The sequence below is a fragment of the Acetoanaerobium pronyense genome (assembly GCF_017874355.1).
Taxonomy (GTDB): domain Bacteria; phylum Bacillota; class Clostridia; order Peptostreptococcales; family Filifactoraceae; genus Acetoanaerobium; species Acetoanaerobium pronyense.
Window position 1 is genome coordinate 1 of the sequence record NZ_JAGGLI010000036.1, and the last position, 16,780, is coordinate 16,780.

The 16,780-nt window shown below is 36.2% G+C and carries 15 protein-coding genes and 2 pseudogenes; 1 reads left to right on the forward strand and 16 read right to left on the reverse strand.

The window, feature by feature from the left end; genetic code table 11:
• Nucleotides 1–126: 126 nt before the first annotated feature.
• The 9 genes and pseudogenes from J2Z35_RS12470 to J2Z35_RS12510 form a co-directional block, all read right to left on the reverse strand.
• The gene (locus tag J2Z35_RS12470) at nucleotides 127–432 is read right to left on the reverse strand and encodes a P-II family nitrogen regulator (protein WP_209661735.1); all 306 of its coding nucleotides are present in this window, start codon (nucleotides 430–432) and stop codon (nucleotides 127–129) included.
• Between the two features lie 12 nt (nucleotides 433–444).
• Nucleotides 445–1,440, reverse strand: a complete 996-nt coding sequence (locus J2Z35_RS12475; RefSeq protein WP_209661736.1) for a sodium-dependent bicarbonate transport family permease — start codon at nucleotides 1,438–1,440, stop codon at nucleotides 445–447.
• A gap of 300 nt (nucleotides 1,441–1,740) precedes the next feature.
• Nucleotides 1,741–2,103: a DUF2294 domain-containing protein gene (locus tag J2Z35_RS12480; protein WP_209661762.1), complete on the reverse strand. Its 363-nt coding sequence runs from the start codon at nucleotides 2,101–2,103 to the stop codon at nucleotides 1,741–1,743.
• A gap of 630 nt (nucleotides 2,104–2,733) precedes the next feature.
• On the reverse strand, nucleotides 2,734–4,137 hold the full coding sequence (locus J2Z35_RS12485; protein ID WP_209661737.1) for a recombinase family protein: 1,404 nt from the start codon (nucleotides 4,135–4,137) through the stop codon (nucleotides 2,734–2,736).
• A gap of 97 nt (nucleotides 4,138–4,234) precedes the next feature.
• A pseudogene (ltrA, locus tag J2Z35_RS12490) lies at nucleotides 4,235–5,368 on the reverse strand (group II intron reverse transcriptase/maturase); the annotation flags it as partial.
• A gap of 627 nt (nucleotides 5,369–5,995) precedes the next feature.
• Nucleotides 5,996–6,334: pseudogene (locus J2Z35_RS12495) on the reverse strand (recombinase family protein); the annotation flags it as partial.
• Nucleotides 6,335–6,337: 3 nt separating this feature from the next.
• Entirely contained in the window at nucleotides 6,338–6,751 is a 414-nt protein-coding gene (locus J2Z35_RS12500; protein WP_209661738.1) for a serine integrase family protein, read from the reverse strand.
• The gene (locus tag J2Z35_RS12505; protein ID WP_209661739.1) at nucleotides 6,752–8,317 is read right to left on the reverse strand and encodes a recombinase family protein; all 1,566 of its coding nucleotides are present in this window, start codon (nucleotides 8,315–8,317) and stop codon (nucleotides 6,752–6,754) included.
• 45 nt (nucleotides 8,318–8,362) lie between these two features.
• Entirely contained in the window at nucleotides 8,363–8,599 is a 237-nt protein-coding gene (locus J2Z35_RS12510; RefSeq protein ID WP_209661740.1) for an SHOCT domain-containing protein, read from the reverse strand.
• A 245-nt stretch (nucleotides 8,600–8,844) separates the two neighbouring features.
• Between J2Z35_RS12510 and J2Z35_RS12515 the strand changes: the two genes are divergently transcribed.
• Nucleotides 8,845–10,044, forward strand: a complete 1,200-nt coding sequence (locus tag J2Z35_RS12515; protein ID WP_209661741.1) for a copper amine oxidase N-terminal domain-containing protein — start codon at nucleotides 8,845–8,847, stop codon at nucleotides 10,042–10,044.
• Nucleotides 10,045–10,148: 104 nt separating this feature from the next.
• Here J2Z35_RS12515 and J2Z35_RS12520 read toward each other — a convergent pair whose 3' ends face one another.
• From J2Z35_RS12520 to J2Z35_RS12550, 7 genes are all read right to left on the reverse strand, one after another.
• A complete protein-coding gene (locus tag J2Z35_RS12520; RefSeq protein ID WP_209661742.1) occupies nucleotides 10,149–10,883 on the reverse strand; it encodes a peptidoglycan recognition protein family protein in 735 nt (244 codons plus the stop codon).
• Nucleotides 10,867–11,289: a phage holin family protein gene (locus tag J2Z35_RS12525; RefSeq protein WP_209661743.1), complete on the reverse strand. Its 423-nt coding sequence runs from the start codon at nucleotides 11,287–11,289 to the stop codon at nucleotides 10,867–10,869. The genes J2Z35_RS12520 and J2Z35_RS12525 overlap by 17 nt, the downstream gene beginning before the upstream one ends.
• A gap of 6 nt (nucleotides 11,290–11,295) precedes the next feature.
• Nucleotides 11,296–12,015, reverse strand: a complete 720-nt coding sequence (locus J2Z35_RS12530) for a GLUG motif-containing protein (RefSeq protein ID WP_209661744.1) — start codon at nucleotides 12,013–12,015, stop codon at nucleotides 11,296–11,298.
• 66 nt (nucleotides 12,016–12,081) lie between these two features.
• A complete protein-coding gene (locus tag J2Z35_RS12535; RefSeq protein WP_209661745.1) occupies nucleotides 12,082–12,567 on the reverse strand; it encodes a hypothetical protein in 486 nt (161 codons plus the stop codon).
• A 1-nt stretch (nucleotide 12,568) separates the two neighbouring features.
• Nucleotides 12,569–14,167, reverse strand: a complete 1,599-nt coding sequence (locus J2Z35_RS12540; protein WP_209661746.1) for a phage tail protein — start codon at nucleotides 14,165–14,167, stop codon at nucleotides 12,569–12,571.
• A 19-nt stretch (nucleotides 14,168–14,186) separates the two neighbouring features.
• A complete protein-coding gene (locus tag J2Z35_RS12545; protein WP_209661747.1) occupies nucleotides 14,187–16,460 on the reverse strand; it encodes a collagen-like protein in 2,274 nt (757 codons plus the stop codon).
• Nucleotides 16,453–16,767, reverse strand: a complete 315-nt coding sequence (locus J2Z35_RS12550) for a hypothetical protein (RefSeq protein ID WP_209661748.1) — start codon at nucleotides 16,765–16,767, stop codon at nucleotides 16,453–16,455. Before J2Z35_RS12550 ends, J2Z35_RS12545 begins: the two co-directional genes overlap by 8 nt.
• Nucleotides 16,768–16,780: the final 13 nt, after the last annotated feature.

Sequence of the window (16,780 nt, forward strand, 5' to 3'; positions counted from 1 at the left end):
CATTGAAAATCATAGGTTCTATTTGCTTTGCCCTTCTTTAAATCTTTTGTACGTTTTCTTTAAAAATCTTTTCTTGACATATTACCAGATTGCTTCTATATAGATATACTGGGTGTTTTTGTATAATTACTTAACTACTCTAATTTTTTCTAAATATACTATTCCGGCATACCTTGAAGACAAATATTTATTGTATATCTTTTCAGCTACTTCCACAGCTTGTTCTTCATCTTCAATTATTATTTCTATTCTTATATTTTCACCAAACCTGCTAAGCCCTCCAGATATTGACCTCATACCTCTTTGACCTTGTCCTGAGACATCGTGATAAATAGTGTAAGCTTTAATTTCTAAAGACTCTATATATTCTATTATTTTAGAAATTATTATTCTTTCAGTTATTATTATTAGTTTTTCTACCTGTTTTAACACGTTGAACCACCCCTATTTAATAAATTGAGAAATCATAATTGCTAAATGATAGTAAAGTGGAATTCCAAGTATAATATTAAATGGAAAGATAATCCCTAAAGCTATGGCTAGAGCTAAAGATGGATTAGCATCAGGGAAAGTATCTCTCATCACTGCAGGTGCAGTTATATAGGACGCACCACTGGCTAAGGCTGCCAATATTGTTGCTCCTCCAGGACTCAAGCCAATAAAAGTAGCTAAAATTATGGCGATAGTAGCGTGGATTGGTGGTAGGATAATCGCTAATAAAAATGTAATTGGTCTGACATTTTTCAATTCATATAATCTTGAACCGGTAAGTAACCCTATATCAAGCATAAAAACTGTAAATACTCCCTTGAAAATATTATCATAAAATGGCATAAGACTTTTTGTACCTTCAACACCTGAGATAAGCCCAATTAGAAAACCACCAAAGATCAATAATGTCGATTTAGCTGTTAAAGAAATACGTAATATGTCTTTTATGGCGTAATCACTTTTATCTGTTTCTGTAGATTTCTTCTTTAAGCCCGTATAGCCCAGAATAATAGCAGTAATTAATGCTGCGGTATCCATGAAAGGGTATAAAGCAGGTACAAACTCCTCAAAATTAGCTCCTATTTGTTGCAGGAAAACTAAAGTTGATGTAAGGGTTACACTACTACATGCCCCATAATGCCCTGCTATCGATCCGGCATTAGACGAATCAAATCCAATCTTAGACATTATAACATATACTAGAGTAGTAATTACAATACCAATAATGACCGCGGCTAAAGCATATATTATTAATCCCTGAACGCCAGTTTTACTAACTGATACGCCCCCCTTTAGTCCGATAGATATTAAAATATATAACGTTATAGCTGAACCAATCGAATCCGGTATTTCCAAATCTGATTTAACAGAGACCGCAATGACCCCTAGTATAAAAAATAATATCGCTGGAGATGCCATGTTGCTAAAAGCAATTTCTAAAGAACTCATTTTGTCACCCTACTTTGTAATGTATTTTATAAAGCTTTTTCTCCTTATTCTTTTAACACTTTAATTACTTCACCTCTTACACAACAAGCAAGTTTATGCATTTCATTTGCCAATCAACTTATATTAGATTGTATAGTCTTGGGAAAAAAATAAAAAAACCGACCATTTTAACAGGGGAAGTTATCGCACTTATAGTTAGTGGCGATACTTCCTTACATTAAAAATAGTCGGTTTAACTTCAACTGTTCATTTAGTTTACTCATAAATGGACTTTCTCAGTTCTCCCAGTATATATGTTTATTAAAGCATTATTTTTTTCTCCAAATCAGAAGTTAATTTAAATATCATAACTCTTTCACCATTTCTAGTACTAATATCTGTATGGAAAGATATAACTTCTTCACCAGTTTGTTCTGTAATAATTCCACCTAGTTTATCTCTACCTGCCTCAACTAAGTTACCACGGATTTTTTTTATTGACAATAAACCTTCTAGTGTTTCCGAGAGCTTATATTCTGCAGGTGTTAAGATACCCTTTAAGACCACAATGACCATGTCTCTGAGAATGTCAGTCTTAACCGTTACAGACCCTCTACCCAAAAAATCCTTTTCCCATTGAGTTAATGCTCTACTTATTTCGGCTTCTAACTGACCTTTTTTTATGGTTTTCCCCTCCTAATAAAGAAATTCCATATATTTAATTACCACACGTAGTATACTGTTTAATTTCAATGAAATTTATAAAGGCATTCCGTATTTTCATATAGACAATCAAATATTATCATAATGCTAATATATTTAACATTTATAGTGATATTGAAACCATCAAGCTTAAATATTAAAATAAATTATATATCAAACTTATTCTATTGTCAATTTGTTTTTTAACTACTAAATACATGTACTAAAAAATAAAAAAAAGTACGCACTTTTTTAACATAAACACAAAGCTTGAATTCTAATATTTACAATAGGTTTCAAGCTTTTTATGCTTTGCAAGTGTCAAAGACAGGATTAGCACATAATTCTTCTATGGTAAAAATATTTGTACGCCAAATAAAGTTATGGACTAATTTATAATATAAATTTACGACAAACTGCAATTTTTATTGCACTAAGTAGCAAAACCCTAAAAAACCCTTTATTACGGGGTTTCTTATTATATTATTTCTCCACCCTTGACATCAATAATACACACTCTGCAGTCGTTTTCTACCAATCGTAGCTCTGCTTCTCTTGGGAAAACTTTGCATAAGACGTACATCTACTTACTTCGTAAGCAGTGTTACGGCTTCAGCATGCCTTGTTAGGGGCATAGGTACACGCTAGTCGCTTGTCGTCTGTTGCGTAAGTAGACAAATTGTCTTCTTCAATTATAGCAGATGAATTGGCAACTCTCTCGTAGAATTCTTCATTGAATTTCATCCCTGCTTTGAATACAAAAGTGACCACATAGGGATTGTGATTTTCTTCCTCATCCTTTGCTCCAATTACAATCTTGTCAATCAAGCTATCCATAATATCACGGTCGAACTCTTTAATCTCTAAATTTTCACTTAAGACCTTTCTGAACTCGTTGATTCTTGTTGTTATTGATTCTTCTCCCTGGAGAGCTTCGTACTTTTCATTTCGTTCGTCCTTACACACTTTAAGTTCTTCTTCGATATCAGTGTACTTCTTTCCATAATCTGCCTCAGTGATTTTTTCATCTAGTCGCAGGTCCAAGAGTGTCTGTGATTTCGTTTCTAACTTCTTGATTTTAGACGACAATTCATTTACTTCATTTCTAAGATAACCCACATCCAAAGCTTCTTCAATATTGCTGAAGAATTCTTCAATGTCTGTGGTGTTCAATTCTTGAATCTTATTATAGGCATTTACAAAGGCATCTTCTAAAAAACTCTCATGAATCCCCTTTGAATGACCACAGGTTTTTCTCCCCTGTTTAATTGCTTTTCCACATTGCCAAGCCGGCTTTTCATGATCTGTTCCATGATGCCAAATCCTTCTTATGTAGGTGCCACCACAAAAGCCGCAAGTGCACATACTACTAAAGGCATGTTTTCGGCTGTACTTTCTCGAGTAATTATTCTTACCGTGCTTCTTACTTCGCATACTCAGTATCTGCTGAGCTCGTTCAAACATTTCATCTGAAATTATTGCATCGTGATTGTTTTCTACATAAAACTGCTCTTTTTCACCCATGTTATCTAAACGCCTATGTGTGATTGGATCAACGGTAAATGTCTTTCCTTGAAGGAGGTCACCTTTATATTTTTCATTTTTAATGATGCCTCTAACAGTGCTTTCATGCCACTTTGTACTTCCACGTCTAGTTTTATAGCCCAGATTTGAAAGCTCTTTTGCTATGACAAAGCAGCCCGATCCTTCTACATACCTTCTAAATATATACCTTACGATATCAGCTTCTTCTTCATTTATTGAAATTGTCTTAGATTCCGAATCATAATCATAACCCAAGCAACCATTATATCCAACCATTTCACCACGTTTCATTTTCATCTTAAGTCCCATGGTTACATTGGCTGAAATGGATTCACTCTCTTGTTGAGCTAGCGAACTTAAAATCACTAATAACATTTCACCATTCATGGTCAATGTATTAATATTTTCTTTTTCAAACATGATGGCCACATTCTTTTCCTTTAGTAAGCGTACATATTTTAAAGTATCCAAAGGTCGAGTAGACGGCTTCCATAATATCTCTATTACTGCCGCCCCTCACAGAACCGTACGTGCAGTTTTCCCGCATACGGCTCTTCATAAAAATCATTTATTGCCATGTGGAAACATATATCTTTGGCTCTATTATTGGGTTGTATTTTAATATATTTAGGTATTTCTCCCAGGTTAATTTCTTTTGACTCCTTCTGTTGAGTGCTATAAACAATTGCCTACGGCAGTAATTTTGAAATCTCCTTAACTTATTATGGTTATCAGATATTCCATAGTATCTATAATGACCAATTAATTTCACATTTAACTTTTTAATTATATCTGAAGGTTTCTCGTGGAAATGTTCATATAGCCACTGTTTTGCTGCCTGCATTTTTGCTTTAAGCTTTTTACTTGATGTATGATGTATTAGTTTATAGTTTCCTCTTCTATTTACACCATTTATATGTGTAAATCCTAAAAAGTCAAAAGTTTCTTTGGATTTTTGAAATCTTCCAAATCTCATTATCTTAGTTTTATCTTCTGCTATTTCTAACCCAAATTTTAACAACCTTTCTTTAAGCTTAGCTAAGAACATCTTAGCCTCTCTCTCGTGCCGAAAACAGCATACAAAATCATCTGCGTACCTTACCATACTGGCATAGTAACATTCTTTCTTTATTACCTTTTCAAACCATAAATCAAGCACATAGTGTAGGTAGACATTGGCAAGTATCGGTGATATTAGACCACCTTGTGGGGTTCCTTTATCACTTTCTATAAATTTGCCTTCTTCCATTATTCCACTTCTTAGAAACCTCTTGATATATCTAATAAAGTTCTTGTCCTCTATATCATGTTCTAAGAATTTTATCATCCATTCGTGATTTACATTATCGAAAAATCCTTTTATGTCGGCATCAACAATGTAGTTCACTGGTTCTCTCATGATTTTCTTATCTAAATCAAGTATTGCTTGATGACAACTTCTTTTTGGACGAAAGCCGTAGGATACATCTAAAAACTTCGGCTCATAGATTATATTTAAAATATCTGCCATAACTCCTTGTACAAGTTTATCTTCATAAGATGGTATACCTAGTGGTCTTAGTTTATCACTAGCTATTTTAGGTATATATACTCTTCTTACTGCTTGGGGTTTGTATGAAAATCTTTTCATCCTTCCCATTAACTTTTCAAGGTTATCTTCAATATTTTGGTCATATTCTATCTTTGTTATGCCGTCTATTCCTGGTGCTTTTTTTCTTTATCTGTGCTTTGTGCTTTAGGTATAAAGTTTCCTTGTTTACATGGTGCATAAGATTTTGTACCGTCTTATATTTTCCCACTTGTTCAACTATCTTTAAATATTCATTTGTCATTATATTCTCACCTCTCGTGTGATAATGTTGCCTATTTAAAGGCGATTTCTATGTTAGTCCCTTCCCTCCACGGTCATTACTCGCTTCATTGGTACTATGAACTAATCCGACTTCTTACATATCTTCTGAATAATCTTGACTTCTTTCATTCTTGTATTATTCATTACCATTTCTGGAATATGCAAGACCTCTCCAGTCCACTAAATATATCAATGTCAAACTCGCCACGCTCTTCGACCCCGACAGAAATAGTATTTTCTTGCCATTAGTGATAATACTATTGTTGCCTACTGTAGAAACAAGTACATCGGCTTCTGTATTTATGTTTGCTAACGGGGCTGTATCGCTTCACCCTTTCGGATTGCGGCTCGAATGCTCCTACTGCCTACGCTTAAACCTAGTGTCACCACTTCGGCTCCAAGGCTGAGTACTGGCGGTTGGCTAGACCTTACCAGACAGGGTTCCCACCTGCTATATATTTAGCGTTAGCTGGACGCACTGTTTCTAGCAAATCGGCTAATTGACTTGGTAATAATCATATCAATTTTACCTTCCATGCACTCTTCAATCATCCTATTAAATTCTTCACGTTTTTTTGTGTTGGTTCCTGAAATACCATCATCTGCAAATATTCCAGCAAGCTCCCATTCTGGATTCTTATTTATAAACTCTGTGTAATGGGAAATCTGAACTTCATAGCTGTTGGCCTGTTCATCGCTGTCCGTAGAAACGCGACAGTAGGCTGCTACTCGTGTTTTAGCTTTGCTTTCATTTGTCTTTTGATTACCCACCCTCTTAAATGCTGGAATAACCGTGACATTTCTACTTAACCCCATTTACTACACCTCACTTTCTATTAAGCTGTATGCATATTCTGCCTGTTTAAATGGGTTGTTATATTTTTGTACCAGAGGTTTTGCTTTGAACTTAACAAGGTAATCCGTTTCCGGTTCATCCTTAGGCTCCCATATCCTTCCGAGCTTTTCAGCTCGTTTTTGTCTTTCAGTTTTAGCTTTTTCAAAAGTATCCTCATCAATAATCGGTGGATAGAATTCATCTCCAAGGTAGTGCTTATTCTGTAGCATTTTAGCTGCAGTTGCATGGTGGCACTGTATCCCCGCTTCTTTAGAAGCATCCATAAGAGATAGTCCTTCTAAATACCCTTTATATAAATACTTTACTTTTTCTGATGCTATTTCATCCACTACAGCTTTTCCATTTTCAATCCTATAACCGTAGGGTGTATGTCCCATTTATTTCCCCATCCTTTCCCTTAGTATAATTCCAAACTTAAATTCAAAACCAATCTCTTCTCGTGAATAAACTATAATTCGGTCCACGTAGTTTTTAAAAAACTCATCTTCGTAAGTTGTAAGCATTTTAGACTTAGTAGCAAACTTAAGTAGCTTACTGACTTCCTCAACTTTTGAAAGGTTTCCATTAACTGACCGGGTAAGTCTCTCTTTTTCTGCTAGTAGTATTGCCCTCTCTGTTTCAAGTGCATTCTTTTCTTTGGTATATAAAGAGGGTTCCAAGTACCCCTTCGTCATTAAAGCAGTCAGTGTCTGGCTTTGCTCTATGTTGTTTTCAATCTTAACTTCTAATTCTTTGATTTTTAGGAAATTATCTGTATTATTCTGATTTCGTAGCCCTTGAATCAGTGGTCTTAATATAAATTTCTGACCGAAGATCAATTTATTCATCACTGTAACAAAAGCCATTTTTATATCTTCATCTCGTATGAATTGCATGGAGCATTCAGTTATCTCCTTTATATGCTTGTTGCAACACCAGGCTATATATTTTCTACTTCCTGATGAATGGATACGCCTTTTAAAGGTACTTCCACATTCTGAACAAATGATTTTACTTGAAAAAACATATCGATTTTTATTTTTACTGTTGTGTTTTTCTATGCCTTTTTCTTTTGCCCTTTGCTTCATAACAGCTTCTACTGCATCAAAAACTTCATGGCTTATAATTGGCTCGTGGTGGTTTTTAACCAAATACATATTTTTCTCACCGTTGTTTATATGTCTATTAAAGTTACTATCCGTATAAGTCTTTTGCAAAATAGCATCCCCTGTATATTTTTCATTTTTAAGAATTCCTCTAATAGTTGTAGCTATCCACCTATCACCTTTTTTTGAAGGGATTCCTCTATAATTAAGGCCATCTGCGATTTTCTGTGTACCCTTACCTGATAATGCCTCTGAAAAAATATACTTTACAACTTCTGCTTGTTTGGGGTTTATAACCATATGTCCGTCAATGTTTTGATAGCCGTATGGCGGATATGAAATCTTGAAGGTTCCATTTTGGAATCGTCTTTGAATTGACCATTTATTATTTTCAGAAATAGATATGGACTCACTTTCTGCAAGTCCACTTAATATGGATAGCATTAGTTCACTTTCCATTGCCTCCGTATTGATGTTTTCCTTTTCAAAATAGATGTAAACTCCAAGGTCTACCAGCTTACGAACCATCTCCAAGCAGTCTGTAGTATTTCTGGCTAATCTACTAATAGACTTTGTAATTATTAAATCAATCTTGCCATCTTCACAGTCAGATAACATCCTAAGTAGTTCAGAACGTTTTTCTTTTTTCGTACCACTTATTCCTTCATCATAATAAAGTCCTACATACTCCCACTCTGGGTTTGACTTTATATACTTTTCGTAATGGGACTTTTGTGCCTCAAGGCTAATAAGCTGTTCATTGCTGTCTGTAGAAACACGGCAATAAGCAGCTACTCTACGCTTTGATTTGATTAAAGCATCAGAATTGCTACCTTCTATTTTTGTTATCTTTTTCATCATCTCACCTCCTCTTTGGTAGGTCACATATTACCTCTGAAGTAGCTATATATCAAGGGTTTCAGGCATAAGTCTTGCCAATACAGGTGCAAATGAAACTCTATTTAAACCCATAATTTTATTAAACTCAGTATTTGAAATAAGGTTTCTTTCAAGCATCTTTTTTAAGATTTTTTCAGCTCTGTAGTAATCGATTTCCCTTTGAAGTTGTTCACTACTTAAAGGTGGGTTATTCGATATATTTTTTACATCAGGCTCATATTTAAGTTTTCTAATTTGCATACAAGACCTCCAAAATTATATTTTCTAGGTTAAAAAACCTCTATTTTCAATTTTTATTCAAAAAAAACATCCTGAAGAAATATAAAATCCCCAGGATGCTTAAAATCAGCCTATCCTTATTTCCAGTTGTCTCTATCCTTGACATATACTTTTATTATGTTTTTTATAAATATTCATACTCTTTCAAACAATTTTAATGATAAAATAGAACTAAATATTACACTTAAAAGGGGTTTGATAGGGATATGAAATGTAAATACTTATTTAAAAAGAAATTAGGGTTTGTTTTAACTACATTATTAGTTGGAAATTTATTAGGAAGTATTGGTTATGGAGAAAACAAAACTCCAACTGTTTATTTTAAAATAGGTCAAAGCTCATACTTTATAGATACTACTGAAAAATCAATGGATTCTCAGGCTTTAGTTCATAATGGAAGAACTATGGTACCTATGAGATATGCAGCAGAAGCTTTTGGCGGAGAGGTAAAATGGAACTCTTCCACTAAAACTGCGACAATAGTATTCAAAGATAAAACATTAGTAATACCAGTAGAGCAAAATACAATTTTTATAAATGAGAATAAATTAGAAATGGATACTAAACCTCTAGTTCTACAGGGAAGAACAATGCTTCCAGTTGCATATATAGCAAAAGCTTTAAATCTGGAAACGGCATGGGATAAAAATACTCAAACAGTTAAAATAGGAGAATTTAGTAAAGTAGTATCAAAAGATGAAATAGATATGGTAGAGAACATAAGTCAACAAGAGGGTAGGAAGGTAGTATATGCTTCTCCATTGACGGAGTTAAATCATGGTAGTAGATATAGTTTAAATGCGAGGTCGGGTAGTCAAAAGATAGAGACGAGGTTTGGATTCCATACCTATGGTGCAAATAGTCAAGCAGAGTATGATAGGGTTGTGAATAAAGCTATTGGTGTAAGAGATATGTTAGATAAGGGTACTGCGGATGCTGGTGGTTGGTCTGGTGCGAAATTAGTACAAGATTATCAAAACGGTCGTTTAACACCTACAAGGATGGCGGAATTAGAGAAAAGTCTAAATAAAGGTATCTTGATGTCAGATGTAAAGACTGTAGAAAGAGTAATGAGTGCTAGTATGGTTATAAGGCATTTAAGACCTGATGCTGTAAAACAATTAGACGAGGGTATAAGTGATGAATCGGGTGCTGCATGTATATTCTATGGTCAGGGGGATTGTAATGCAACGGCCTACATGATGCAAGTAGCCTTTGATGTATATGGATTCAATACAAGGATAGCTTATAGTACGACACATGCATGGGCTGAATTTGAGATAGATGGTCAGTGGTATAGTATAGAAGATATGGGTAGTAAAGGGGGTACGGCTGGGAAATATTCTCAAGCATTTAGAGGTGTGTTAATATCCCCTACCAATTCAAAATCACCTAATAGAAATTAAAAAGAAATCTAAGTGAAAAGGCAATACCTCTAGGTAGATATAATCTAGAAGTATTGCCTTACACAAAATTATTTACACTCTCTATATATCCTGCATAAAATAAGTTATAATTTAATTCCTCCATACATATCAGAGCAAAGGGCCGCCATTCTTTTAATTAAAATACCTGCATAATCTCCCCGTATATTTTTACCTTCCCTAGCATTATCCATCCAGTAGTAAGGGGTATTTATAATTCCTCTTTCAGCCAATATTCTTACAGCCAGCTCAAGCTCGTAATCATTTTCCAGTCTTTCTTTAACTGCTTTTCTAAAGGTATCCATATTATCTTTGTGTTTTGAAAACCAGTGATTAGGGTCTGCGTGATTACTTGCAATCCCCATTTTATGACCTTCGAAATGTCCTATAATGTCTTTTTCTGTTAATCTATATTCCTTGCAAAGAAATACGCAAAGATCAACAGCGTTATTGAATGCTTGTCTGTAATATAGGCTGTTTTCCTTGGCATCATAACCAATCATTACATTATGGGAATAAAAAAAGCCTGATGGCTCACATATCTCAATTCCAATATACGAATCATTGGCTTTTCCTCCAGCATGCCATCCTCTGTGATCCCAAGGAAGGTACTGCCATACTTCCTTATCGTCCACAAAAGCGTGAACGCATACCTGCCTATTTATTTCTTTAGCTTTATAGGATTTATTCCATCTATCAAACCATGCTCCTGCCATTACTCCCGGTGTTGCAGTGGAGTGAATCATAATCCCTTTAGGAGTAATCTTTCTACCTGACCTGTAGCAGTCGTTTCTTGTCATATACCTAGTTTTTATTTCCATAATGTTTTTCCTCCTCGCTTTTAAGACTAAGAATCGCGTTTCTTAACTTTTCTGGAACCGGAAGGCCAATCTTCGCTGCGTTTTCAACTATACTAATTCCTTCATTTGAGATATAAAAAAAGATGATAGCAGTGCGTACAGCACCTCCATCACCTATTATTTTTGTATCAAATATATGTCCTATTCCAACGAAAACAAATATCATAACCTTCTTTATTATCCCGTGAAACCCTATATTGCTGGAAAGTCTTCTTTCAAGTATCGCAACCATGACTCCTGTTAGATAGTCGATTACAACAAAGGCAACCAGGGCATTTGCTATTGAGTCAATTCCTCCTATTGTCCATCCAAGAAATCCTCCAATTCCTGCAGTAATAAGTTGAAATTTTAGTACAAGTTCTTTCATAGTTTTTCATCCTCTCACAAAGCTAACAGGGAGCAGTTCTCCATTTTTCTTTACATATCCACTTGCACCTTTTAATTCATTATTGAATTTAACGTATAACCCTTTATTCATCTTTCCAAAATAGGGGAAGCCTTCATTCACTGATTGAGATATTGCCCATATGCTGCTAAAATCCCAACCTGAAAAAGTGGACTTCTCCTTCATCTCCTGCTCTGAAACCTGAATTCCTATTTGATTGTTAGGTGGCATATAATAGTAGCAAGCCTCAGGCAGGGGAATGCCTGGATAATCTAAGACCTCTCCTGCAAATCCTCCTTTTAAAGTGGCTATACCAGATACTGCCCCTATGCAGTAGCAGTTTTTCATATATCCTGATGAACCCTTTAGTCCAACAAATCCTCCCACTTGGGCTCTGCTTTGATTTCCAATTGAAGGAAGGCTTGTTCCCCTCACATCACCTTTGCAATAACAATTTTCTATATCCCCACCATCATGATGAGAAACAAACCCTCCAGCCCTTCCTCTTCTATTTTCTTCGTTTCCTATATAGCCCGTTGTAGTTACATTTCCAAGGCTATAGCACTTGCTTATTTTCCCACCTTCATGTCTTGCTATAAATCCTGCACCGTCTTGTTCAGCTATTACATTTCCCTTTGAATAACAGTCTTTTATAACCCCATACCAGCACTGGGAAACAAATCCTCCAACAAGAACTCCTCCTGTCATGTTTACATCCGTCCAGGAGTTTCTTATTGTAAAGCCATCAGTCAAATACTGGACAATGCCGCCAGCTCACAAGCTTGAATTTATCTCTCCTGTAACCCAGCAATTACTTATTTCTCCACCTTTTCCTTCTTCGCACCATATGGCGCATGCAAGACCTCCCGCCGCCTGATTCGTGGTTATGCTGATATTTTCAAGACCCAAGTCCCTTACTACAGCTCCTAAGCCTCTCTGCCAGTAGTCAAACCCCTCAAATAGTCCGATGTAATAACTATCGCTTCTATTTATATAAAGGTTTTTAATTGTCTTTTTATTCCCATCAAGCTCTCCTTCAAACCAGTAGCCAGCACTGCTTACTATAGGCTTCCACCCTAGGCCAGAGGTCCATAGTGGTTTGTTTTGCGAAGGATTCATATAGGAATCATCATCTTGAAAATCAAGATTTCGAATCAATTTAAAGTAACTTGTAAGGTGGTTTCTTATATTGAAAAGATCCTCCAAATAATAGATATGATAGGGGTTACTTAAAGTTCCGTCACCGGATACAAATGACAAATTAATCACCTCCTATTACGCAAACTATATCACCTTCCAAGATATCCTCTTCATCGATAGAGCTTAAATCCTCAGTAACGTGTATATTTCTAAGCTGTCCCTTTGACATATCGCCATTTTCATTAAGGACCGATACTCCATCTGAATCAAATTTGATTTGAGCCAAATTATTGTTGTTTTTATAGTACTGGAAATAAAAGCCAGTTGTATCTTTGTATATAAACCCTTTTTGTCCAAGCTCTGTTCCGTCACCTTGTCCCCATGTCATTACAGGATAGACTCCGCCACCTGTATTTCCGGGTATTGCTTCAAATTCAATCTTTAAAAGGGTGGCCTCAACTAGGCTCTCCTTTATTTTAACCTTGAAGGATTCTATAAACTCTTGCCTTAGAATCTCATTTTCAGACTCTGAAAGATTTGGGTCTTTTTTAAAGAAATTGGAAGGGCTTGTGATTGTGAAATATTGGTAAGCATCAGGATTTTCTCCTATGGCGGTCCAGTAAACATTGCTCCCATCAGGAAGAACCAAATCTATGTCGTTTCCCTCACTAAGAAGTGCTTTCTTAAATTTAATCCCCATTTCCTTCGCTTCTATATAGCTTCTGTACTCTTCAGTTGATATTCTTGGATCTATGGCGTTAAAATTTGTCTGAAGATTTTCCACAAATAGATTCCTTATCCAAGCATTTAGGACATGGACAACGTCTGCACTTTTAACCTCTTCATGAAACACCTCAACAATTTGGGTCACTTGCTGAAAATCTCTTTTTTCCAGCTCGTCTATCCTTTCCTCCACGTTTTTCTCCCAATCAATTTCTTCCTTTATATGCTCTATCCCACAACCAAGAAGAGCCTTTATCTCTATCTTTCTAAATGGATTGTACTGCATCTGTATAACCCTTGTTCTGATATCAATGTTTAAAACTTCATCCTTTACCAAAATCGAGTCCCCAAGATTAGCCGTTCCTATGCTTGAGTATTCATCTAAAAGGTAAAGCTCTGGGTAGTCAACTTCATATCTCACTCCATTATGATGCTCTATTACAGAAATCCCTTTAAGGTTACTTTTGTACTTAATCTCAAAAGAGGTTGTTTCACCGATTAAGTCGAGAAAATCCATTTCATTTCTATCAAATAGAATCTCACACTCAAATTCATTTGCAGCTTTTAAAAGAGCTTCCTTTTTGTTCATTCTTTTGCTTAATTTCAAAACTCCATATTTTTCAATGCAGTTTCTAAGGGTGAATCCTGTATTTAAAAGAATCATTTCTATAATTTCTCTGGCGGTTCCATAGAAGATTCTTTCATCCTCATCACCTTCAAAATCCATATCATAATCTAAAAGTGAGTAGCATATATGCTCAGCAAAAATCGAAAAGGAAACTTTGTTATTACCTTCATGGGTTTTAGTTGCTTCCTCGATTTTAAACAAGTTATTGTCAACATCTACAAGGTTTCCTCTTTTCACTTTGTCCATCTGATGCTCTTCACCTAAAAAATCACATGAAAAAGTATAGTTGCCATTAATCCTTTTTTGAATTGATGCGGTTATTACATTGGGAAATTCTTCTGTTTGATTTTCATGAATTATTTTGAGCATAAAAAAACACCTCTCGACACTAGGATATTTCCGCTAAAATATTGCAACTTCCTATAAATCCTGATGCTCCGCTTTCAACTTTCATCTGAGTTCTAAATAATGTGACTCCCTCTGGAATATTATTTAGGATGTTCATAGAAACCTTCACATCCGTAAACCATGGCTGCAATATCTCCGATACTTCCGAGCCCTCAATAGGAGTTCCTTCATTTGTAACAAGTCTTGCATATATTCTCTTTGGGGAATCTCCATCAAATTGTTGAAGCACGCACTGAAAATATAATGCATTTAAGTTTTCATATCTTGATTTATCAAAATATACTCTGCTCCAAAAACCATCATCCCAATTTGTATTTGTTGTTTCATTGTTTGGTATAGGGTAGGGGATTGTTGCCTTTCCAACAGTCCCGGGATCTCCTTTGTCACCCTTTTCTCCCTTTGGTCCTTCAAGTCTTATTGCGATTAGCTGAGTGGCATTATCTCCAGATGGATAGTCATTTGTGGATTTTTTGATAAGCTGAGAAGTTGCCCCTGCAGTAGTAGTGCACTGAAGAAATATGGTTGTTGTTTGGATAAGAGAAATAACTGTAGCCATGGACATATTATTCCATGTATTTGCAACAGATGCATGGTAAAAAGATGTCGATGTATAATGATTGGTCTTATCCGTTATTCTAGATATATGTCTTGAGGCTGTTGTTGCAGTCCTTCCTGAAGTTAAAAATCCGTTTATAAAGTAGATCCCAGCAGGAAGTGTAAGAGATAAGGCATCATACCAAGTTCCACTTGTTGGCATTGGAATATCCTCTTGAAGTGAAGTTAAGAAATATTGTATGTCAGAAACTTCAGCTGAGCCACTTGATATTTCGTTCCATCCATCACCATCAAAATATTGAAGTTTTTCATTTAGAACCCTGAATTTGAAGACAGACCCATCATTTATAATTCCGTTAATTTCATCCATAGGTGTGTATCCAAGTCCACCTATTATATTTTCTGGCGTAAGATCAGCTGATTCTCCAGGATCTCCCTTGTCTCCTTTAGGACCTTGCATACCAGCTTCTCCTTGATCACCTTTGGGTCCTTGTTGGCCAGGATCTCCCTGCATACCTTGGATTCCCTGAGGACCTTGTTCTCCTGCTGGACCTTGAGTACCCTGTGGGCCTGTTTCACCTTGCGGGCCTACTAAAGATATGAGCCACTGGGATTCTGTTCCAGTAAACCCATTTAAAACCGCTATCTCGTAAGCATTTAATCCATCGTTACCGTCTAGTCCGCTTTCACCTTTAGAGCCCTGAGGACCAGAATCACCAGGGATTCCTTGGGGACCGATAGGACCTTCTATTCCTGGCTCACCCTTTAAAGAGATTAACCAATCAGATTCAGTTCCCATAAATCCATTTGAAACCGCAATCTCATAAGCGCTACTTCCGTCTTCCCCCTGAATACCTTGTTCTCCTGCTGGACCTTCACTACCCATTGGCCCGGGGTCTCCAGAATCACCCTTTAGACCTTGGGGACCTGTCTCTCCTTGAAGCCCCTGCAGCCCAGCGATTCCTTGTTCACCTTTTTCACCAGCCGGTCCTTGAATTCCTGGGTCGCCTTTTTCACCCATTGGTCCAATTAAAGAAATTAACCACTGGGCTTCACTTCCTAAAAATCCGTTTTCAAGGGCAATTTCATATGCGTTTTTTCCATCGCTTCCATTAAGTCCCTGCTCTCCTGCTAAACCCTGAATTCCTTGCTCTCCTTGAGGACCTATTGGTCCCTGTTCACCTTTTAAAGAAAGCAACCAATCAGACTGATTTCCAATAAACCCATTTAAAACTGCAACCTCATAGGCACTAATTCCATCCTCGCCTTTAGGACCTCTTTCTCCTTTTGGCCCTTCACTTCCAGGTTCTCCAGGTATCCCTTGAATACCTCGTTCTCCTTGAACTCCAGAATCTCCTTTTTCACCCTTGGGACCTTGTTCTCCTTGAATTCCCTGTGCTCCCCTAAAAAGAATAGGCTCAGACCAATCTCCTAATGAATCACTGTTTTTTATATAGAGATTACCAGTGTCGGTTGCAAGATATGAAAAACCTTCAATTTCCTGATCATATATATGCAGTTGGTCTTGCGGTCCCGTTTTATCAACATGAAAGCTTCTTCCATTTTCTCCCTTTGGTCCTTGTGGTCCTGCTTCACCTTTTGGACCAGGAAGGGTGGGACCAATTAAAATCGGTGTTTCTTTTTTTACGACAATTACAGGACTGCTCTTTTTCACTATATTTATATTTAGCTTATTCATCCTTCGTCACATCTCTTTCCACCATTATTTCAATAGTTTCAGAAGAACTTACAACATCTGCGTCCTTGTACTGGATATCGCAGTAGAGCTTTGTAACAGGCCATGATTTTGTGATTTCGGCATCGGCTTTAAAAATATATGTTCCTATATCATCTGTCTCTGTTATTTGAAGTTCTGCATATAAAGTGTTTTTTATATCCCTTATCTGGGATTTAAGTTTATAGGCTATACCTGTCATGGGGGTTTCATCTTCATTTTTCATTTCGGCCTTGAATGCGAAGGTATCACCCTGTTTTATACTAAGCATATATACTCCTCCT

What these genes read in the sequence shown, in the direction of transcription:
- J2Z35_RS12550 (WP_209661748.1), bottom strand. Translation starts at nt 16,767, where the DNA reads ATGCTTAGTATAAAACAGGGTGATACCTTCGCATTCAAGGCCGAAATG.
- J2Z35_RS12475 (WP_209661736.1), bottom strand. Translation starts at nt 1,440, where the DNA reads ATGAGTTCTTTAGAAATTGCTTTTAGCAACATGGCATCTCCAGCGATA.
- J2Z35_RS12545 (WP_209661747.1), bottom strand. Translation starts at nt 16,460, where the DNA reads ATGAATAAGCTAAATATAAATATAGTGAAAAAGAGCAGTCCTGTAATT.
- J2Z35_RS12515 (WP_209661741.1), top strand. Translation starts at nt 8,845, where the DNA reads ATGAAATGTAAATACTTATTTAAAAAGAAATTAGGGTTTGTTTTAACT.
- J2Z35_RS12510 (WP_209661740.1), bottom strand. Translation starts at nt 8,599, where the DNA reads ATGCAAATTAGAAAACTTAAATATGAGCCTGATGTAAAAAATATATCG.
- J2Z35_RS12505 (WP_209661739.1), bottom strand. Translation starts at nt 8,317, where the DNA reads ATGAAAAAGATAACAAAAATAGAAGGTAGCAATTCTGATGCTTTAATC.
- J2Z35_RS12520 (WP_209661742.1), bottom strand. Translation starts at nt 10,883, where the DNA reads ATGGAAATAAAAACTAGGTATATGACAAGAAACGACTGCTACAGGTCA.
- J2Z35_RS12500 (WP_209661738.1), bottom strand. Translation starts at nt 6,751, where the DNA reads ATGGGACATACACCCTACGGTTATAGGATTGAAAATGGAAAAGCTGTA.
- J2Z35_RS12530 (WP_209661744.1), bottom strand. Translation starts at nt 12,015, where the DNA reads ATGACAGGAGGAGTTCTTGTTGGAGGATTTGTTTCCCAGTGCTGGTAT.
- J2Z35_RS12525 (WP_209661743.1), bottom strand. Translation starts at nt 11,289, where the DNA reads ATGAAAGAACTTGTACTAAAATTTCAACTTATTACTGCAGGAATTGGA.
- J2Z35_RS12540 (WP_209661746.1), bottom strand. Translation starts at nt 14,167, where the DNA reads ATGCTCAAAATAATTCATGAAAATCAAACAGAAGAATTTCCCAATGTA.